Origin of the sequence: Stutzerimonas degradans (assembly GCF_024448505.1) — a bacterium.
Taxonomy (GTDB): domain Bacteria; phylum Pseudomonadota; class Gammaproteobacteria; order Pseudomonadales; family Pseudomonadaceae; genus Stutzerimonas; species Stutzerimonas degradans.
Genome location: NZ_JAMOHV010000011.1, coordinates 97,812 through 117,513, shown reverse-complemented (window position 1 = coordinate 117,513; position 19,702 = coordinate 97,812). Strand labels below are relative to the sequence as shown.

Below are 19,702 nucleotides of genomic sequence, written 5' to 3'. Positions count from 1 at the left end.
GTCAGTAGACTTCCCTCAGATCAAGGGCTTGCGCGATGAAGCTGGAAATTGCTCGAGGAGTGTTCCTCGCCAGCGCGCTGACCGTCGCCTCGTTGTGCGGCGCGGCCTGGAGCGAACCGACGGCCAACGTGATACGCAGCAGCGAGAGCCGCGACTTCTGCCCGTTGCCAGCGGCGGCAGCCCGGGCGCAACAACTGGCGTTGCAGCCGGATGGCGACCTGCTGCTGTTGCTCTACGGACTCTCGCAGAGCCTGGGTGGGCGTTGAGTGCCCGCCTGAACGGCGCCATGGCGGCGCCTTGAGTAGGCTTGCGGTCAGCCGGCTAGGCGGCGGGTGACGTCGCTCAGCTGCAGTGAGAGGCTGTGCAGGTTCTGGCTGGCCGCCTGGGTGCGCTCGACGTGCTGCTGATTGGTGGTGGCGATCGAGGTGATCTCGGTGAGGTTGCGCGAGATGTCCTCGGCCACCGCGGTCTGCTCTTCGGCCGCCGTGGCGATCTGGCGGTTCATGTCGCGGATGGCTTCGACCGCTTCGGTGATGTTCTGCAGCATCCGTCCGGCTTCGGTGACCTGCTCCACGCCCTGTTCGCTGCGCTGCTGGCCGCTTTCGATAGCGCGTACGGCGTTCACCGCACCGGTCTGGACCGAGTCGATGATCTGGTGGATCTCGGCCGTCGATTCGGCGGTGCGCTGGGCCAGCGTGCGAACCTCGTCGGCGACCACGGCGAAGCCGCGTCCGGCTTCACCCGCGCGGGCGGCTTCGATTGCCGCGTTGAGCGCCAGCAGGTTGGTCTGATCGGCGATGCCGCGAATCACTTCCAGTACCTTGCCGATGCGCTCGCTGTCGCCTTCCAGGCGGCGGACCACTTCGGCAGTGCTGGTGATTTCGCTGCGAATGGCGGTGATGCTTTGGATCGTCGACTGCATGACCGCCTCGCCCTGCTGCGCGGCGTGATCGGCGGCATCGGCGGCGTGCGCCGCATCGCCGGCGTGGCGGGCGACTTCCTGGGAAGTGGCGGACATCTCGTGCATCGCGGTGGCGACCTGATCGGTACGCGAGAACTGCTCGCTCGCGCCCTGCGCCATCAGCGTTGAGATCGCATTCAGCTCGCCGCTGGCGCTATCCAGATTGGCGGCGCTCTGCTGCAGGTTGTTGAAGGTGTCGGCGAGGAAGTCGCGCAGCGTGTTGGCGGCCACCGCCAGCCGGCCGAGTTCGTCGGCCCGCGAGGCATCCACGCGATTGGCGAACTGGCCCTGGCTGAGGCGGGCGATGTGTTCGATCAGCGAGCGGGTCGGTTCGATGATGTTGCGATTGACCAGCCACAGGCTGAGCAGCCCTACCAGCGCGCTGGCAAGCAGCATCACCAGCACGCCGGTGAGCGCGGCGGAGCCGGCGCCCTCGCGGATTTCAGTGGATTGCCGGGCGGCGGTCTGGCGCAACTGGCTGACCAGCTCGCTCATCTGCGCACTGGCGGCGCGGTCGATGCCGGCCACCGCAGCGTCGCCTGCGGTCGGGTCGGCATCGGCGGCGACGAAGGCGTCAAAGCCCTTGCGATAAGCCTCGCCGAGCAGACGGTGCTCGTTCTGCAGGCGCGCGATCTGGCCCGACAGCTGCGAGCTCTGAGCGCTGGCACGTTGCAGCTGGCCGAGCAGCTCTTGCACCTTGCGCTCCTGCGCCTGGAACTGCGCCCAGTATTTGTTGCGCTGCTCGGGATTCTTGCCGCGCAACAGGACGTTCTTCCATTCCTGCACCTGAATCTTGAATTCCAGGTTCGCCTCGTCGACCAGCTGCGATTCGCTCAGCGGTCCGTCGAGCAGATCGCCGAAATGCTCGACGTGGTGGGACAGTTGCTGAATGCAGAGCAGGGCGATCACCAGCAGCAACAGCAGGCTGCCGCCGATCAGGGCGAGAATTTGCGCGCGCAACGATTTCTTGAGCATGGAAAGGGCGTCTCGGTAGAGGGATAAACGAGCGTCCCTTTATTCGGCCGTAGGCCCGGTAACTTGAGCTCAGATCGCCCGCAAATGATTGTCCCAGAGCCCTGCGGGCAGTTGCAGCGGTTCGCTGCGGATGCGTTCGCCGCGGCAATCGAGCAGCCGGCAGCGACTCTGGCCGGAACTGACGACGAAGCCCCGCTCGACCGCCGCGATCCCGGCGCAGTCGGCCAGCGCGATCTCCTCGCGCAGCTGTGCGCTGTCCAGATTCCAGACAAACACCTTGTTGCCGCGCGGTGCGGTTACCGCCAGCAGGCGCAGCTCGTCGTGAATCGCCAGGCTGGCGGTGTACTGGTTCATGCTCTGACGCTGCGCCTCGTCCAGCGGGAAGTGCTGGAAGGGCTGGCCCGGCCGCTTGATCGCCAGCAGCGGCACGCGGTCTTGCGGGTCGCCTTCGTACTGCTGGCCGGAGACGATGGTGCCATCGGCCGCGACGGCGAGGTGGCGCACGCTGTTCATCTGCTCGGGGAGCTGCTCCTTGCTGATCAGCGTGCCATCGCGCCGCAGCAGGACCAGGCTCGGCTGCATGGCATCGAGGTTCATCTTCTCGCGGCTGTCGGCTTCGGTGCGGATGCCGCCGTTGGCGATCACCAGGGTTTCGCCGTCCGGCATCCACAGCAGCTGGTGCGGGCCGATGCCGTGCGCCGAGTGTTCGCCAACCCGCTGCAGGCGCTGCTGATCGACGCGATAGACGCCGAGCACGCCGCGCCCCGGATCGCGCGTGTCGTTCTCGGTGGTGTAGAACCATTCGCCGCTGGCGTGGAACACGCCGTGGCCATAGAAGTGGCGTTCCGGCGGCGAGGCCAGCACTTGCAGCAGGCTGCCGTCGCGGCTGTCGAGCAGGTAGCTCTCGCGGCTCGGTCGGCGGCCGACGAACACCACCAGCGGCAGGTGCGGATGCGCGTAGACGTCATGGCAACGCTCGGCGACCGGCGTGGCGAATACGCGGGTGCCATCGAGGCGATAGCCGACCGCATAGTGCCGGCCATCGGCATCGTCGCGGGCGGAGTAGAGGCGCGGGCCGTCGTCATGCCGGGCGATGGCCCAACCGCCGAGCGCGCCGGCGGCGAGCAGGGCGCTGCCGAGGCCGATGAAGGTGCGGCGCTGCATGCTCAGTCTCCGTCGTGGGCGTTGAAGCCGATCTGAATGCCCAGCGCGCGGGCCAGTTCGCTCTGATGCAGGCGATGCACCTGGTCGAGCTGCTGGTACAGCGCGTTCAGCTGCTCACGCCCTGTGCTGTCGGCGAGCAGGGTGGCGAACGGCTGATCGAGGGCGGCCAGTTGCCGGTTCAGCTCGGCGTAACCCTGGTCGATGCGCTGCGCCAGCCCGGCGTGCTCGTCGCCGAGCAGCGAACGCAGGCCGTCCGCCTTGGCGCCGCTCCACAGCTGCTCAGCGCTGGCGAGCGTGGCCGCGAAGCTGGCCAGCGTCGCACCGCTGCGCCAGGCCTCGGCCTGATAGGGCTGCGGCTGTCCCTTGGTCTGCCGGCCGAGCGGCGCACCGAGTTTCTTCTTCAGCCCGTCGAGTCCGTTGATCTGCGCGCGCAGCAGCTCGGCGATGGCCTCGCGCGATTCGGCATAGCGCTCGCTGGGAAATGTCTTGAGCTGTGCAGCCATGCCGTCCGCGTCCTGCCACTGCTGCAGCACGTCGGCGGAGAGTTGCTGCTGATGCGCGCCGATGGCAGTCAGCAGCGGGCAGTAGCGCGACTTGCCAGCGTCGTCGAGGACGATGCCGGTGTCGAACAGCAGGTATTCATAGGCGCTGAGCCCCTGCACGACCACGCTGGCATTCTCCAGGTCGGCCTGGGTCAGTTGCGGTTTGCTGTCGAGCAACGCGCCGACCTGCCGGGCCACGAGGTTCTTCTTGTCCGGCCAGAACTGCACCTGCCAGGCGCGGTTGCCTTCGGCTAGCGGCCCGATCATCAAAGGCTGCAGGCCGGCCCAGCTGCGTTGCGCCTCGATGAAGGCAGCGCGCGCCTCGTCCAGCGTCTGTTCGCCGGCGCAGAACGCCGTTGCGCTGGCTGCCAGGCGTCGATCGCTCTCCGCCCATTGGGTGTAGGCCGGCAGCAGCACGTTGTCGGTCAGTGCCTGGCTGGTTGCGCCGAACGGCTCGGCTGGCGCGCAGGCGCCGAGCAGCAGGCCGGCGAGCAGGGCAGCGGTCGTGCGCAGGGTGCGATGGGAGTTCATGGCGTCCTCGTGGGCAATCGGTTGCGGCTTCGGCGAGCCGGGGTACGCGGAGCGCGAAGGCATGCCGGGTCGCGTGGTCAGAGTGATTCGAGAAAGCGCAGCAGCGCGGCGCGTTCCCCGCTATCGAAGGTCAGCACCGTCTGGCGTGCCGCCTCGGCTTCGCCGCCATGCCAGAGCACGGCTTCGAGCAGTGTGCGGGCGCGGCCATCGTGCAGCAGACGCGTCACGCCGCCGACGGTGGCGGTCAGGCCGATGCCCCACAGCGGCGGGGTGCGCCATTCGCGGCCGCTGGCCTCGAACTCGGGGCGATTGTCGGCCAGGCCGTCGCCCATATCGTGCAGCAGCAGGTCGCTGTAGGGACGGATCAGCTGTTTGGCCAGCTCCGGCTCGGCGGCGTCGGCGCCGGTGGTGAACTGCGGGGTGTGGCATTTCTGGCAGCCGGCGCGGTGGAACAGGGTCTTGCCGGCCAGCACCTCGGGGTCGTCGACCGCGCGGCGCGCCGGCACGCCGAGGTTGCGCGTGTAGAACAGCACCTGGGCGAGGATCGGGTCGCTTACTTCCGGCTCGCCGCCATGCGGCAGGGCGAGGCATTCATGCTGTCGCTCGGTGCAGCTGCTGCGGCTGAACAGGCGACTGCTCAGGCCCATGTCGTTGAAGAAGGCGTCGGCGTTCTGCTGGTTGAGGTTCGGCTGGCCGGCCTTCCAGCCGAAACGGCCGATCACGGTCTGCCGGCTGACTTGGTCGAAGACGCGGTTGGCGCGCCCGGAGATGCCGTCGCCATCGCGGTCGTCCGGGTCGGCGTTGGCCAGCAGCGCGTCCTGCGGGATCGCCTCGAGCAGGCCGAGACCGATCATCGGCGGTGCGATCCGTATGGAAAACTGCGTCTGCGGGTGCAGCGCGCCGTAACCCAGTTCGCTCAGGTGCAGTTCGGGCTTGCGCAGTTCCACCTCCTCGCCGTCGGCGAAGCGTACGAACTGGGTGCTGTAATTCAGGCGAACCCGGCCTTCCGGCGCCACCCCGGGGATGGCCATGTCCTGCAGCTGGCCGCCATAGATCGGCTCCGGGACGATGCCGCGCTCGCGCAACGCCTGCGCATGCTCGGCGCCAGCGGGAATCGACAGGCGCACCAGCAGCGATACCGCGTTGTCGCTGTCGCTTTCCGGCGGATGGCCGCGGCCATCCTTGATGTGGCAGTTCTGGCAGGCGTTGGTGTTGAACAGCGGGCCGAGGCCGTCGCGTGCAGTGGTCGAGGCGGGTGCGATGACCCAGGGATTACGGAAGAAGCTGTTGCCGACGCTGAAGTCCAGGCGACGCAGTGGCGACAGATTCGCCGCCGGCTGGGAGAAAGCGTTCTGGTCGAATTTCATCACGGTCGCACTGCCAGCCGACAGCGCTTCGCCGGGTTCGGCATGCTCGAAGCGTGGAGCTTCGTCGCAGCCAGGTAGGCCGAGCATCAGCAATGCGAGGGCGGAAATACGAAGCGAGAGGCGCATCAGGCTACCGGTGTGCAGAAAAAAGCGGGGCGCCAGCTTACCAGCCCGACCGGCTTCGAATAAGAGGTATTTTCATTTGGGCGGGCGGCGATTGCCTGATGTGCGCCGAGGTGGGAGGGGCGGACACGGCCTGACGCCGTGCCCGCGTTACGCCGATCAGAACTGGTGGTCGGCGGTATCCGGGTTGAGATCGCTGATCCCCAGTGTGGCGGCAGCCTGCTCGATGGCGGCGGTCTGCTTGACCAGGGCGGCGATGGCCGCACGGACCTTTTCCTGTCCGGCACTGTTGTCCGCGGCGATCAACTGGTCGAAGGCTTCGCCGTCCGCGGCACTCTGCACCAGTACCTGCAGCTTGGCTTCGGTGGTTTCCAGATCGGTCTTCAAGGTGCTGTCGACTTGCGGATCGACCGCCTGCACCAGCGAAGCCAGGCTCGCGCCCTTGAGGGTGCTGCCATCCACGCGCTGGTACTCGCCCAGGTAGATGTTGCGGATGCCCTTGGCGTTGTAGAAGTGCGAGTTGTGGGTGTTGTCGCTGAAACAGTCGTGCTCGTCTTCGGTGGAGTTGGCCTCCAGCGCCACCTTCATGCGTTCGCCGGCCAGCTCGCCGAGCGAGAGGCTGCCCATGCCGAACAGCATCTTGCGTACGCCGTTCTGGGCCGACTCGGCTTCCAGGGTCGCGCGATAGTTGTCGGCGACGCCGGCCTGCCACTGCCCGACCATCTCGGCCAGATCGCTGACCAGCAGGTCGGTGACGGCCTTCAAGTAGGTGCGGCGGCGGTCGCAGTTGCCGCCGGTGCAGCCTTCGCCGTCGATGAAGTCGCTGGCCGGGCGCTGGCCGGCACCGGGGTTGCTGCCGTTGAGGTCCTGGCCCCAGAGCAGGAACTCGATGGCGTGGTAGCCGGTGGCGACGTTCGCTTCGGAACCGGCCAGTTCGTTCAGGCTGGCCAGTTTCTCGCCGGTGATTTCGCTGACGTCGAGCTTGTCCTCGCCGACCTGCACTTCACGGTTGGCGATGATGTTGGCGGTCGCGCCGGGGTTACCGAGGGCGTGCTGATAATCGCCCTTGACGTAGTCGATCAGGCCCTCGTCCAGCGGCCAGGCGTTGAGCTGGCCCTCCCAGTCATCGACCACGCTGTTGCCGAAGCGGAACACTTCGGTCTGCATGTAGGGTACGCGCGCCGCCAGCCAGGCTTCCCTGGCTGCCTGCAGCGTGGCATCGCTGGGGTTGGCGAGCAGCGCGTCGACGGCCTGCTGCAGTTTGACGCCGGTGGCATGGGCGTCACTGAACACCGCCAGGGCGAGGTCGGCGTAGTGGCTGACCACTGCTTTGGCAGCCTGTTCGTCCAGTTTCGGGGCGCTCGCGGCGGGCTGGGCCTGGCTGGTGGCCGGCGCAGTGGCGGCCTGCTCGGCGGTTTTCTGGTCCTCGCCGCAGCCGGCAAGAGAGACGGCAACGGCCAGCAAGGTCGCGGTGGCCCAGGAGGGGGTGCGTAGCATGAGCGGGTTCCTTTTTGCGTTCGAACGATGATCGATCCGGCTGGCGACGCCTGCACCGCCGTGACGGCCTTTAATAATGCGAAAGATTTGCATTTTGTGCAAAGGCAATGCGTGCGCCGGCTCTCTCTTCGAAATGGCGCTGGCCGATAGAATGCTGGCACTTTTGAATCGCCGGACTTTCATGGAGAAGCCCAGATGAACCTGACGCTCGTGGTTGTTGCAGTGCTGACGTTCCTCGTCGTTGCCTATGCGGTGACCCTCTACAACGGGCTGGTGCGCCTCAAGCACGGGGTCGGCAAGGCCTGGGCGAACATCGACGTGCTGCTGCGCCAGCGCCACGAGGAACTGCCCAAGCTGGTTGAGGCCTGCAAGCAGTACATGCAACACGAGCGCAGTACGCTCGAGCGGGTGATCCGCGCGCGCGGCGCGGTGGCCGACGCGCGCGCACAGGGTGACATCGCCGCGCTCGGGGCGGCGGAAACGGGCCTGCGCGCCGGTCTCGGCCAGTTGTTCGCGCTCGCCGAGAACTACCCGCAGCTCAAGGCCGATGAGAGCTTTCGTCACCTGCAGCAGCGCATCAGCGGGCTGGAAAGCGGTATCGCCGATCGGCGCGAGCTGTACAACGAGGCCGTCAACCTGAACAACGTGCGCATCGAGCAGTTTCCGGACGTGCTGCTGGCACGTGCGTTCGCCTTCGGCCCGGCTGCGCTGCTGCAGTTCGACGAGGCGCAGAAGGCCGATGTCGATCTGCGTGCCCTGTTCGGCTGATTCGCGTGGATTTCGCTACGTTGCTCGCCTTCGTCGCAGCCGCTGGGCTGTGCGTGGCGGGCGGCTGGGTATGGGTGAGTCGCTGGTCGCGGATTCGCCATCTGCAGGACACGCCGACCTCGCGCATTCGTTCGGCTGCGCAGGGGTATGTGGAGCTGGTCGGGGTTCTGCGCGAGAGCGGCGCGACTCCGCTGACGGCACCGTTGAGCGGCCAGCCGTGCCTGTGGTGGCGCTACCGCATCGAGGAATACGGCGGGGCCAGCGAGCGGCGCAGCTGGCGGGTGATCGAGCGCGGCACCAGCGAAGCCTGGCTGCGCCTGGCGGATGCCAGCGGCGAGTGCCTGATCGATCCGCGCGGCGCTGAAGTGCTGCCGGCCTGGCGCCGCGTCTGGACCGGCGATCAGCGCCATCCGCGCGGGCTGCCGGCGCACGGCTGGCTGGATTGGCTGAACGGCGGGCGGCAGTACCGCTACGTCGAGGAGCGCCTGCATGCGGGCGAGCCGCTCTATGCCATCGGTGAGTTTCGTACCGTCGGTGGTGGCCGTCAGGGGCTCGACCAGGAGCGGGCGCAGGCGGAGGTGATTCGTCAGTGGAAAGGCGATTTTGCCGGCCTGCTGCAGCGTTTCGACCGCAATGGCGATGGCCAGCTCGACGAGCAGGAGTGGCGCCACGTCAGGCTGGCGGCCGGACTGGAGGCCGAAGACCGCCACCGCACCGCGAGCAGCGCGCCGGCCACCGCCCACCTGGCGCGTCCGCAGCAGGCGCAGCCGTTCGTGCTCTCCAGTCACGGCGAGGAGGTGCTCGCCCGGCGCTTCTACTGGCAGGCCGCGGCTGGTGCACTGGCCTGCCTCGGCGGTGCGCTGTGGCTGGCCCTGCAGCTGGGCGTGAGCGGCTGGTAGCGCTCTACGGCTGGATTGAACTGAGCGTGCGGGTGAAGTGGCGGGACTGCTGCAGCAGCGCGGTCATTTCTCGTGCCGGCAGCGGCTTGCTGTAGTAATAACCCTGGCCTTCCTCGCAACCCTCGACGATCAGATAGGCTTCCTGCTCCGGCGTCTCCACGCCTTCGGCGATGACTGTCATGCCCAGGCTGCGACCCAGCTGAATGACCGCGCGAACGATGGTGGCGCCCTCGTCCTGGCCGATGTCCTGAACGAAGCTCTTGTCGATCTTGATCTTGTCCAGCGGCAGGCTCCTGAGGTAGCTGAGCGAGGAATAGCCGGTGCCGAAGTCGTCGATGGCGATCAGCGCACCGGATCGCCGCAGGCTCAGCAGGTTGTGCCGGGCCGCCTGGATATCCTCCATCAGCCCAGTTTCGGTGACTTCCAGCTCCAGGGTTTCGGCCGGTAGCTGATGCCTCTGCAGCAGGTCGCTGATCATCTGCGGCAGGCCGCTGTGGTGCAGCTGGACGGTCGACAGGTTGACGGCCATGCGCAAGCCGGTGAAGCCGAGCCCGCGCCATTCCTGCAGCTGGCGGCAGGCCTGGTCGAGCACCCAGGCGCCGATCGGAATGATGCTGCCGTTCTGCTCGGCCACCGGGATGAACAGGTCGGGCGGCACCAGCTTGCCCTGGTGTTTCCAGCGCAGCAGCGCTTCGACACCGGTGATGCAGTTCTGCTGGTAATCCACCTGCGGCTGGTAGACGAGGAAGAACTCGCCATGCGCCAGCGCCTCGCCGAGGTCCTTCTCCAGCTCGCGACGCGCGCGCATTTCGCTGTCGATGCTGGCGACATAGAACTGATAGCGATTGCGCGAGCGGTTCTTGGCCAGCGTCATGGTCTGCTCGGCCTTCAGCAACAGCTTCTCGGTGTCGCCGCCGTCTTCCGGGTACAGCGTGACGCCGATGGTGCCGTGCAGACGGATGCGCTGGCCGTCCACTTCCAGCGGCGTTTCCAGGTCATCCAGCAGGGTCTGTGCCAGTTCGGCGGCCTCGTAGGGCTGCTCGATTCCCGAGAGGACCAGTACGAACTGATCGCCGCCCAGGCGTGCCAGGGCGTCCAGCCGACCGCCCAGTGAGCGCAAACGATCGGCCAGCGCCAGCAGCAGGTGGTCACCGGTGCGATAGCTGAACTGCTCGTTGATGCCCTTGAAGTCGTCCAGCCCGAGGCAGAGCACCGCGACGCGTCGTTGCAGGCGGCGTGCTTCATCGAGGATGTGATCGAGCTGGCGCTGCAGCTGCTGGCGGTTGGGCAGGCCGGTGAGGGGGTCGTATTGCGTCATGTGCTGCAGGCTGCTCTCGGCCTGTTGGCGCAGTTGCATGTTGTGTTCGATGGCGGCGAGCAGACTGTTGGCGGTCTCGACCCAGAGGCCCAGTTCGTTGCGTTCGTGGCCCTTGATCAGCGGTAGTTTGTGCGCGCCGGGGCGGTCGGGATTGATGCGCGCCAGGTGCTCGATCAGCTTGGTCAGTGGGCGCGTCAGCAGCCATTCGTAGATGAGGAACAGCACCAGGCCGAGGGTCAGCGCGCGCAGGACGCCGATGATGGCGATCACCACCGAGTCGCTGATGAACTCCTGGCCATAGCGGGCGGTATCGAGGGTGATGCGCAGGTCGCCATAGTGCTCGTTGTACGGCTCGCGGCCGATCAGCGGAATGGAGAACTGCTGATCGCGGCCGAGGATCGGATCGGTCAGCCAGCGCGATGACAGCGTCAGCAGCGGACGCGACTTGTGTGCCAGCACTTCCTCGCCGGCATGGCCGATCGAGGCTTCGCGGATGGATTCGTGCTGGAACAGGCCTTCCATCACCTGGCTGCCCATTTCCCGGTCGAGGCTGTAGATCGCCTGCGTCGAGGGGTCGCGCGTCATGCGCAGGATACGTTGCGCATCGTCGGCGATGAGATGGCGGGTCTTGTAGGCCCCGAAGATGATCTGCGCACAGCTGAGAACCAGCCCCACGGCCAGTGCGGACAGCAGAACCACTCGCAGGAGTCTTCGTGACAGGCTATTGCGCAATTCCAGCTTCAAGAGAAGATCCCTTTTCCGTGCCGGTGCTTGGTTGCGCAAGTATTGATAGTCATGGCGGTGTCGTCAAAAAACCTTGTGATCGAACTATGACGCTAAGGTCGGGCATGCCTCGCAGCGCACACGGCACGCCCGGGCGATCCTTGCGCTGCCTGTGTCACATCGGCCGGGTTTTGCCGGGCTTGAACGAAAAATGCCCGCAACTGACGAAGCGGGCATTTTTCTGGTGACTGGCCTGGCTGTCCGGCTCGCAGGCGTGCACGGACAGCCGGAACGGCTGGATCAGCCGGCGAAGTTTTTCGCGACGAAATCCCAGTTGATCAGGTTCCAGAACGCTTCGACGAACTTCGGACGGGCGTTGCGGTAGTCGATGTAGTAGGCGTGTTCCCACACGTCGCAGGTCAGCAGCGGCTTGTCGCCTGCGGTCATCGGGTTGCCGGCGCCGATGGTGCTGGCCAGGCCCAGGCTGCCGTCGGACTTCTTCACCAGCCAGGCCCAGCCGGAGCCGAAGGTGCCGATGGCGGTCTTGGTGAACTCTTCCTTGAACTTGTCGAAGGAGCCGAAGGAGGCATTGATGGCGTCAGCCAGTGCGCCGCTCGGCTGGCCGCCGGCGTTGGGCGCCAGGCAGTTCCAGAAGAAGGTGTGGTTCCAGACCTGGGCCGCGTTGTTGAAGATGCCGCCAGAGGAGGACTTGATGATGCTTTCCAGGTCCTTGCCTTCGAACTCGGTGCCCGGAACCAGGTTGTTCAGATTGGTCACGTAGGCAGCGTGGTGCTTGTCGTGGTGGTAGTCCAGGGTTTCGGCGGACATGTGCGGCTCGAGAGCATTCTTAGCGTACGGCAGCGGCGGCAATTCGAAAGCCATGATGTATCTCCTACTCAGGTGTCGAGGACATGATGCGGCGGGCGTGGGGCAGCTGCTGTAGGGACAGAGGCGAATGCTGTTCGCACCCTGTTCGTCTCGGCTGTTCTCCCTTCGCGCACCGCGATCTTTGCGCGAACTCTGGCCGTTCACGGTCGGCCGGACAGGCGGGCTGAAGCTCAACCCGCGAACGCCGGATCATAGCACCCACCCTGCGGCAAAACCACGCGGCAACTGTGTGGGCAAACCTGCTCCGGGCCCTTGCGGCGCAGCTTTATGATGCGCGCCCGCGCGGGAGTCGCCATGCGTGGACCCCGCTGCAGCGGGGTCGTTCCTTCCGTTGAGCGCGTCTAGCCGTTCAGTCGGGTACGGCCAGTTGCAGCGCCACGGCGAACATCATCGCGGCGACGCCGACGTCGATCAGCCGCCAGGTCAGCGGGCGCGCCAGCCACGGCGCGAGCCAGGCGCCGCCGAGGGCGAGGGCGAGAAACCACAGCATCGACGCGCTGGCGGCGCCCAGCGTATAGGCGCCCGGAGCAGGCTGCTGTGCTCCAAGGGATCCGATCAGCAACACGGTATCGAGATAGACGTGGGGATTGAGCAGCGTCACCGCCAGCGCGGCGAGCAGCACCGCGCGCCGCGAACGCCGTTCGCCGTTGCCCTGTTGCTGCAGTGCCTGCGGCCGCACGGCACGGCGCAGCGCCGCGACGCCGTACCACAGCAGGAAGGCCACGCCGCCCCAGCGGGTGATCGCCAGCAACGTCGGGTTCTGCGCCAGGATCGCCGCCAGGCCGAACACGCCGAGGCTGATCAGGATCGCATCGCAGAGCACGCAGAGCGCGGCGACCGGCAGGTGATGCTCACGGCGCAGGCTCTGCGCGAGAACGAAGGCGTTCTGCGCGCCGATGGCGACGATCAGCCCGGCGGTGACCGCCAGCCCGTTCAGGTAACTGCTCCAGAGGATTCCCATGTTCGCCGCCTTGTCGAAGTCCAGGCTGGCAGTCTGGGGCGGGGAGGAATATAAGAGAAACGAATCTTCGTTAACCCTCATTAGGAAAACAGATGTTCGATTACAAGCTGCTTGCCGCGCTGGCCGCGGTGGTCGAACAGGCCGGCTTCGAGCGCGCCGCCGCAGTGCTCGGCCTCTCGCAATCGGCGGTGTCGCAGCGCATCAAGCTGCTCGAAGCGCGGGTCGGCCAGCCGGTACTGCTGCGCGGCGTGCCGCCACGGCCGACCGAGCTGGGCCAGCGGCTGCTCAACCATGTGCAGCAGGTGCGCCTGCTGGAGCGTGACCTGCAGGGCCAGGTGCCGACGCTGGACGAGAATCGTCTGCCCGAGCGACTGCGTATCGCGCTGAATGCCGACAGTCTGGCGACCTGGTGGGCCGAGGCCGTCGCGCCGTTTTGCACCGAGCATGCGGTGCTGCTCGATCATGTGGTGGAGGACCAGGCGGTCGGCCTCAAGCGCATGCGCGCCGGCGAGGTGGCTGGCTGTGTCTGCGCGGCCGAGCGCCCGCTGGCCGGTGCGCGCAGCCAGTATCTGGGCGCGATGCGTTACCGCGCGCTGGCCAGCCCGGCATTCCAGCGGCGCTACCTCGGCAGCCAGCCGAGCGCCGAGACGCTGGCGCGCGCGCCGGCCATCGTGTTCGGCCCCGATGATCGCCTGCAGCATCGCTACATGGCTTCCATCGGCGGTTCGGACGGCTTCATCCACCATCTGTGTCCGTCGTCCGAAGGCTTCGTGCGGATGCTGCAGAGCGGGCTTGGCTGGGGGCTGGTGCCGCAGTTGCAGGTGCGCGGCGAACTTGCGCGCGGCGAGCTGGTCGATGTGCTGTCCGGCCCGCCCATCGATGTGCCGTTGTACTGGCATCACTGGCGCAACGGCGGCGCGCTGTTGGATGAACTGACCCGTCACCTGTTGCGTTGTGCCGGACGCTGGCTGGTGACCGAGTGAGATTGCGCGCGCCCGGCAGGCTGTCGCAGAACCACCGCAACCATCGGCTGGTTCATGCCGTTTGCATCCGGGCGGTAGCGCGGCCGGCAGGCGAATGAAACGAGCGGGACTCGCCTAAGGCGTTTGCCTGACCGGAGTTGTGGGTCCGACATCCGTGTCGGCAGGCGTCGATCCGCTGGCAGGAAGGTATGAGCAAGCGGCGTACCAGCTTGCCGTTTCATCCTCATTTTTCCGCGCGACCGCACCGGCAGGCGCGATCCGTGCGGGTCGGGCTGTTGGCGAGCGCCACGCTTGGCGCGTCCGTCGGGGCTGGCCCGTGCAGCCGTGCGCAGCGCCGGTGCGCGCTGCCTCGTGACGGTGCAGTGCCACCGCGCCGCCGTGCCTGCTGTGGCATGGCCGAATCGTTATACTGCGCGCTGTTTTTTTTGCTTCGCGCCATCCTGAAAGGTATCCCATGCGCAACGATGCTCACGACGAACTGGACCATATCCCCAGCCTCTCTGCGGCCCGGGATCGCGAAGAGCCTTATCCGGCGCCGGATCTGGAGCCGCTCCACAAGCCTGCCGTCGAGCGTGGCGAAACCGGGCGCGCGCGGCAGAAGCGTCGCGCGGGCAGTACCGCGCCGCTGTGGGTGCTGGTGGTGGTGCTCGCGGTTTGCCTCGGCGCGTTCGTCTGGTGGAGCTTCCAGCGCATGGCGGCGCTGGAAATGCAGCTGGTGGCCACTCAGGACAGCTTCGCGCGGATCAGCGAAGACGCCGCGGGCCGCCTGCGCGACATTTCCGGCAAGGTCGTGGCGACCGAGTCCAACGTCACCACGGAAAGCGAGGCGGTGAAACTGCGCATCAAGCAGCTCGAACAACAGGTGATCGAGCTGACCCGCAAACAGCAGGCTTTCGCCACCGAGCAGCAGAGTCTGGCCGGTAAGCAGGGCAATCAGGATCAGCGTCTGCAGGAGCAGGGCAAGCGTCTCGACGGGCTGGATGGCGAGCTGCGCACCCAGCAACAGACGGGCGCGACGCTGGCCGCGGACCTCAAGACGCTGGGCAGCGAACAGGCCGTGCTGAAAACGGCGCTGGGCACGCAGGACCAGCTGCGTAGTCGCGTCGATGCGCTGGGCAAGGATGTTGCCGCTCTGCAGCAGCGCGGCAACCCGAGCCAGGCGATCAGCCGCCTCGAACAGGATCTGCTGGTGTTGCGCAGCGAGCTGGAGAACCGTCCGGCGGCCAGCTCCAACACGGCCGAATTCGATGCCTTCCGTGCTCAGGTCACCCGCAACATCACCACACTGCAGAGCCAGATCGCCAACCTGCAGGGCCAGCTCGACGCGCGCTGACGGCGAGCAGGGGCAACCGCAAGGGTTGCCCCGAACGGCTTACAGATCCCAGCTGAGCGACAGGTTCAGGCCGTGATCGCGGTTGTCGTTGCCGCGATAGTGGTAGTTGGCCCGCAGCGCCAGATCAGTGGCCAGCTGATGCGTCAGGCCAACACTGAAGCGCGTCTGGTCGCCGCTCGGCACCGCGCCGGGTAGCTCGAAGCTGTTGCCGGGCACGCTGTTGAGCGACATGCGCAGGTCTTCCGGATCCTCGTCTTCACGCTCCACTTCACGAGCCACTTCGCCGTACACGCGGGTGCGCTCGCTCAGGGCCAGGTCGCCGAACAGACCGAGCGACAGGCGCAGCGAGTCGCGCTCCTGATCGGCGAAGGTCATCGCGGTGGAGCGCTCGCCGTGCTCGCTATAGCCGTCCACCTCCACGCGCTGGTAGTTGGCACCGATGAAGGGGCCGAACTGCATCGCATCCTGCGGCTGCATCAGGTTGAAGCCGACCTTGCTGCCGAGTGCCCAGACCTGCCCGTCGGTGGAGCCCTTTTCGACGCGCTCGCTGATGCCCAGCGCGAAGCGCCGTTGCAGGTCGTGGTAATCCAGATGGCCGCCGCTGAGGGTGAAATCGGCAAACAGACGATCCTGCTCGTAACGGGCAAAGGCGGTCGCCAGGTAGCTGCGCATGTCGTAGTCGGATTCGCCAGCGCCGAGGCTGATGTCGTTCTCTCCGATCGCCAGGCTGAGGCCGGCCAGCCATTGCTCGCTCAGGCGGTGGGACAGGCTCAGCGACAGTGACTGGCTGTCGCCGTCGCCACTGCCGTAGCCGTCGAAATCCGGGCTGCGATAGCCGCCGCCGGCCTGGATGCGCCATTCGCCGACAGGCTGCCAGCGGCCGCGCTGGGCCATCAAATCCTGATCGAGCTGTTGCAGCTGCGCGCGCAGCGCCGCCTGGCCCATCTCCGGCAGGCGCGAGATCTCCCAGGGCGCCGCGACGATCGAATACAGGTAGTCGGCGCTGATGCGATGCAGAGCGGTGGTCGGGTGCACGGCATCGTTGAACAGCAGGCGATCCGGGGCGGGGGCGCTACCGGTGCGGCCATAGGTCGGGTCGGCCAGACAGCTGTCGCCGGAGAAGCACACGGCGTTCTGGTTAATGTCGGCGGCGAAGCCGAATTGCGCCAGGTCCGCGCGTACTTCTTCCAGCAATAGACGGCTGTTGAGCAGCACGTAGTTGGCGCCGGAGCCGCGCAGCTGTGCCTCGAGTTCGGCGTTGTACTGGTCGCTGAGCGCATTGAGCTGGGCGCTGTTCCCGGTGAGGGTGCCGAGCGGGGTGCTGCCGACGTCGGGCAGGTCGGAGACGATGATGTAACGCGCACCGGCTTCGGCTAGCGCGCTGACGCCGGCCACCAGATCGCTAGCCGCGGCTGCCATGGTGATCGGCCGGCTGCCGAGCTGGAAGATGTCGTTGGCGCCGCCGTTGAGGTAGTACAGCGCATTCGGGTCGGCCTGCGGGTTCTCGACCAGGTAGCCGGGACGCGAGCGACTCAGGCCGCCGGTGGCTACCGTCGAGGTGCCGGTGATGGAGTCGAGGATCTGGTCAGTGCGGTAGCCGCCGACGGCGTAGTTGGTACCGTCCGGGTTGCCGGTCAACAATTGCGGCAGCAGTGGCGTGGAGGGCAGCGAAGTCAGCCCCAGGCGCTCGGCCAGCAGCTGGGTGGCGACCTGACCACCGTATTCGACGTTGTTGTCGCCATAGGTCGGGCCGGTGCGGTTGGTGAAGCGCAAGCCACCGGTCGGGTTGCTGCCCAGCAGCGGGCTGCCGACGTCGGGGAAGTTGCCGGCATCGCTGAGCGAGTCGCCGAAGTTGATGAACTGGCTGAACGGGCCGTCGGCGGCTGCGGCGCTGCCGGCAAGGATGGCCAGCAGCAGGGCGGCCAGCGGTCTTGTCGTCGAATGCATCGGGTGTCTCCCTTCTTGTTGTTGTTCTGCTGCGCGCTCGGGCGCCCGTTCAAGCTAGCCACGGCGGAGCGGCGGCGACAGCGCACAAAAGGGCGATTCGTCGGGGCCGGCTGTCGCCCGAAAGACGGACAGCGCGACAGGTGCACGAAAACCCCTCGGGTTCTTGCCCTGGCTCAATGAATCGATTCCTCGCTCCGCTAGGATCGCGCTGCTGGCCGGAAGCCATCATGCGCAACCCAGGGATTTCACAGGGTGCGGCAATGGCCGGGGCTGAACGCGTGTTCCCTGCCGTGGATAGAACAACAATGACTGCACTGATCGATCTGCTTCGCTCACGTCTGACCACGCTGCTGCCCAGCGAGCTGAAAAGCAGCGAGCTGCGCCACCTGTTGACGCCGGTCGGCCATCCCATGCTGCTCTGCCAGCGCCGCGCGATGATGATCGTCGACCGCGTGCGGCTGTTCGCCTTTCTCTTCGCCGTGCTCACGCCGCTGTGGAGCATCATCGACCTGCTGGTCTTCGACACGCCGCTGTGGGCGCGGTTGGCGGGTTTTCGCCTGTTGGCGTGTCTGGCGTTCACCTGGCTGCTGCTGTTCTACCGGCCGAGCGGCAACCTGTTCGACGCCTACCGGGCCATCGCGATCCTCTTCGCCATCCCGACGGTGTTCTACATCGCCTCGCACACGCTGCTGGGTTCCTACCAGCTGGCGCAGTTCTCGGCGGTGGTCGGTGCCGGCTATGCGTTCCTGCCGTTCGTGCTGATGGCGGGACTGACGATCTTCCCGTTGACGCTGGTGGAAAGCCTGGTGCTCGGCATGCTGTTGCTGATGGCGCAGGCGCTGGCCGGCTACCTGAGCTGGGCGACGTTGAACTGGCCGTCGTTCGCCGGTGCCTTCTGGCTGCTGATCCTGATCGCCGGCGTTGCCAGCCTGGCGGGCATGAGCCAGCTGGCCTTCATGATCGCGCTGGTGCGCCAGGCCATCCGCGATCCGCTGACCGGCATCTTCTCGCGCGGCAGCGGCGAGGAAATCCTGCGCCTGCAGTGGGACTCGGCGCAGCGCACCGGTAGCCCGCTGGCGCTGGCCTTCATCGATCTGGATCACTTCAAGGCGATCAACGACAACTACGGCCACGAGGCCGGCGATGCCGTGCTGCGCGATGCCGCGCGCAGCCTGGTGGCGACGCTGCGTGGCTCCGACAGCCTGGTGCGCTGGGGTGGCGAGGAGTTCCTGCTGATCATGCCGGACACCGACCTGCAGCAGGCGCACCGGGCGCTCGCCCGGCTCGCCGGTAACGGCCTGGGCGTACGCCCGGATGGCCAGCCGTTGACCGCCAGCATCGGTCTTTCCGAGCGCCTGGCGGACGTTGCCGAGGACTACCGCCAGCTGCTGGAGATCGCCGACCAGCGCATGTACCAGGCCAAGTCCGGCGGCCGCAACCGCCTGCACGGCCATGCCGAATACACGATGGGTCAGCCCGTGGCGGCGGTGCTGGAGGGCTAACTCCCGGCTTTGGCGGGCGAGGTGTCGGCGACCGCGAAGACATGTCGCAGGTAGCTGACGAACGCTGGGTCGCGGCACAGGGTCTTGCCCGGCGAGTCGGAAATCTTCGCCACCGGCTGGCCGTTGCATGCCGTCATCTTGATCACCATGTTGGTGGGCTCCACGCCGGCGATGTCGCAGGTCAGCCCGGTGCCGATGCCGAAGCTCGGCCGGCAGCGCCCGGCTAGCGCCCGCAGGATCGCCAGCGCCCGGGGAAAGTCCAGGCCGTCGGAAAACACCAGCTGGCGGCTGCGCGGGTCGATGCCCAGGCTTTGGTAATGGGCGATGGCTTTCTCCGCCCAGATCAGCGGGTCGCCCGAATCATGGCGCAGGCCATCGAATAGCTTGGCGAAGTACAGATCGAAGTCGCGCAGGAAGGCGTCCATGGTGATGCAGTCGGTCAGCGCGATCCCCAGTGCGCCACGATATTCACGCACCCAGCAGTCCAGTGCCGCGCGCTGGCTGTCGATCAGCCGCGGGCCGAGCTGCTGGTGCGCCATGATCCATTCGTGTGCCATCGTGCCCATCGGCCGCAGATCGAGCGTTCGCGCCAGGTGCACGTTGCTGGTACCGACGAAGTCGCCGGGGAACGTTTGTGCGAGGCGTTCGACCACCGCGGTCTGCACCGCATAGGAAAAGCGCCGGCGGGTGCCGAAATCCGCCAGCTTGAACTCGGCCAGTTCCTCGACCGTGGCTTGCTCGCGCAGCCAGGCACACTTGGCGTCCAGCCGTTCGAGCGCCTGCTCCGGCCCCACCTGCGGATAACGGACGCGATTGCGCACCTCGCTGATGATCGCCAGCAGCGGCACCTCGAAGAGGATCACGTGCAGCCACGGGCCGCGCAGGTGGATCACCAGCTCGCCCGCTTCGACCTCCAGGCGCACGTAACGCAGGTCGAAGCGAAACAGGCCGAGAAAGCGGATGAAGTCCGGCTGCATGTAGGGGACGCGTTCGAGGAAGGCCAGTTCCTCGGCGCTCATCGCCAGCTCGGCAAGCGCCTCGATCTGCTCGCGTACCGCGCCCAGATACGGGCTGAGGTCTTCCTCCGAGCGACAGCGGAATGCCCACTCCACCTCGGCGTTGGGGTAGTGATGCAGCACGGCCTGCATCATCGTCAGTTTGTAGAAATCGGTGTCCAGCAGACTCTGGATGATGGCGGGATTGTTCACGGTTGCGTTCCT

General features: G+C 66.7%; 16 protein-coding genes. 6 read left to right on the top strand and 10 right to left on the bottom strand.

The features are described from left to right. Positions 1 to 35 precede the first annotated feature (35 nt). On the top strand, positions 36 to 266 hold the full coding sequence (locus tag NAV27_RS14715; RefSeq protein ID WP_102828721.1) for a hypothetical protein: 231 nt from the start codon (positions 36 to 38) through the stop codon (positions 264 to 266). Between the two features lie 47 nt (positions 267 to 313). On the opposite strand, the gene NAV27_RS14710 is transcribed toward NAV27_RS14715, so the two are convergent. The 5 genes from NAV27_RS14710 to NAV27_RS14690 form a co-directional block, all read right to left on the bottom strand. Next, the gene (locus NAV27_RS14710; RefSeq protein WP_102828722.1) at positions 314 to 1,936 is read right to left on the bottom strand and encodes a methyl-accepting chemotaxis protein; all 1,623 of its coding nucleotides are present in this window, start codon (positions 1,934 to 1,936) and stop codon (positions 314 to 316) included. Between the two features lie 69 nt (positions 1,937 to 2,005). Continuing rightward, entirely contained in the window at positions 2,006 to 3,100 is a 1,095-nt protein-coding gene (locus NAV27_RS14705) for a DUF1513 domain-containing protein (protein ID WP_102828723.1), read from the bottom strand. A 2-nt stretch (positions 3,101 to 3,102) separates the two neighbouring features. Then, a complete protein-coding gene (locus NAV27_RS14700; protein ID WP_102828724.1) occupies positions 3,103 to 4,173 on the bottom strand; it encodes an imelysin family protein in 1,071 nt (356 codons plus the stop codon). Between the two features lie 77 nt (positions 4,174 to 4,250). Continuing rightward, a complete protein-coding gene (locus NAV27_RS14695) occupies positions 4,251 to 5,666 on the bottom strand; it encodes a di-heme oxidoreductase family protein (RefSeq protein ID WP_102828725.1) in 1,416 nt (471 codons plus the stop codon). 156 nt (positions 5,667 to 5,822) lie between these two features. Next, positions 5,823 to 7,160: an imelysin family protein gene (locus tag NAV27_RS14690; RefSeq protein ID WP_102828726.1), complete on the bottom strand. Its 1,338-nt coding sequence runs from the start codon at positions 7,158 to 7,160 to the stop codon at positions 5,823 to 5,825. Positions 7,161 to 7,355: 195 nt separating this feature from the next. Between NAV27_RS14690 and NAV27_RS14685 the strand changes: the two genes are divergently transcribed. Next, a complete protein-coding gene (locus NAV27_RS14685; protein WP_008567718.1) occupies positions 7,356 to 7,928 on the top strand; it encodes a LemA family protein in 573 nt (190 codons plus the stop codon). Between the two features lie 5 nt (positions 7,929 to 7,933). After that, positions 7,934 to 8,827 (top strand): GIDE domain-containing protein, encoded by an 894-nt coding sequence (locus NAV27_RS14680; protein WP_102828727.1) that lies wholly within the window; start codon positions 7,934 to 7,936, stop codon positions 8,825 to 8,827. A gap of 4 nt (positions 8,828 to 8,831) precedes the next feature. Here NAV27_RS14680 and NAV27_RS14675 read toward each other — a convergent pair whose 3' ends face one another. From NAV27_RS14675 to NAV27_RS14665, 3 genes are all read right to left on the bottom strand, one after another. After that, positions 8,832 to 10,889, bottom strand: a complete 2,058-nt coding sequence (locus NAV27_RS14675; protein ID WP_102828728.1) for a putative bifunctional diguanylate cyclase/phosphodiesterase — start codon at positions 10,887 to 10,889, stop codon at positions 8,832 to 8,834. Between the two features lie 279 nt (positions 10,890 to 11,168). Then, positions 11,169 to 11,750 carry a superoxide dismutase gene (locus NAV27_RS14670; protein ID WP_102828729.1) on the bottom strand — a complete coding sequence of 194 codons (582 nt, stop codon included), beginning with the start codon at positions 11,748 to 11,750 and terminating at the stop codon, positions 11,169 to 11,171. Between the two features lie 355 nt (positions 11,751 to 12,105). Next, positions 12,106 to 12,717 (bottom strand): LysE/ArgO family amino acid transporter, encoded by a 612-nt coding sequence (locus tag NAV27_RS14665; protein WP_077683765.1) that lies wholly within the window; start codon positions 12,715 to 12,717, stop codon positions 12,106 to 12,108. Between the two features lie 92 nt (positions 12,718 to 12,809). Between NAV27_RS14665 and NAV27_RS14660 the strand changes: the two genes are divergently transcribed. Together NAV27_RS14660 and NAV27_RS14655 are read left to right on the top strand one after the other, a co-directional pair. After that, positions 12,810 to 13,700, top strand: a complete 891-nt coding sequence (locus NAV27_RS14660; RefSeq protein ID WP_043297528.1) for a LysR family transcriptional regulator ArgP — start codon at positions 12,810 to 12,812, stop codon at positions 13,698 to 13,700. Between the two features lie 454 nt (positions 13,701 to 14,154). Next, positions 14,155 to 15,033 carry an ATPase gene (locus NAV27_RS14655; RefSeq protein WP_102828730.1) on the top strand — a complete coding sequence of 293 codons (879 nt, stop codon included), beginning with the start codon at positions 14,155 to 14,157 and terminating at the stop codon, positions 15,031 to 15,033. A gap of 39 nt (positions 15,034 to 15,072) precedes the next feature. Here NAV27_RS14655 and NAV27_RS14650 read toward each other — a convergent pair whose 3' ends face one another. Further along, the gene (locus NAV27_RS14650; RefSeq protein ID WP_102828731.1) at positions 15,073 to 16,980 is read right to left on the bottom strand and encodes an autotransporter domain-containing SGNH/GDSL hydrolase family protein; all 1,908 of its coding nucleotides are present in this window, start codon (positions 16,978 to 16,980) and stop codon (positions 15,073 to 15,075) included. Positions 16,981 to 17,285: 305 nt separating this feature from the next. Between NAV27_RS14650 and NAV27_RS14645 the strand changes: the two genes are divergently transcribed. Continuing rightward, a complete protein-coding gene (locus NAV27_RS14645) occupies positions 17,286 to 18,482 on the top strand; it encodes a GGDEF domain-containing protein (RefSeq protein ID WP_102828732.1) in 1,197 nt (398 codons plus the stop codon). Here the strand turns inward: NAV27_RS14645 and pncB are convergent. Beyond that, positions 18,479 to 19,690, bottom strand: a complete 1,212-nt coding sequence (pncB, locus tag NAV27_RS14640) for a nicotinate phosphoribosyltransferase (RefSeq protein ID WP_102828733.1) — start codon at positions 19,688 to 19,690, stop codon at positions 18,479 to 18,481. The genes NAV27_RS14645 and pncB overlap by 4 nt on opposite strands. Between the last annotated feature and the right edge of the window lie 12 nt (positions 19,691 to 19,702).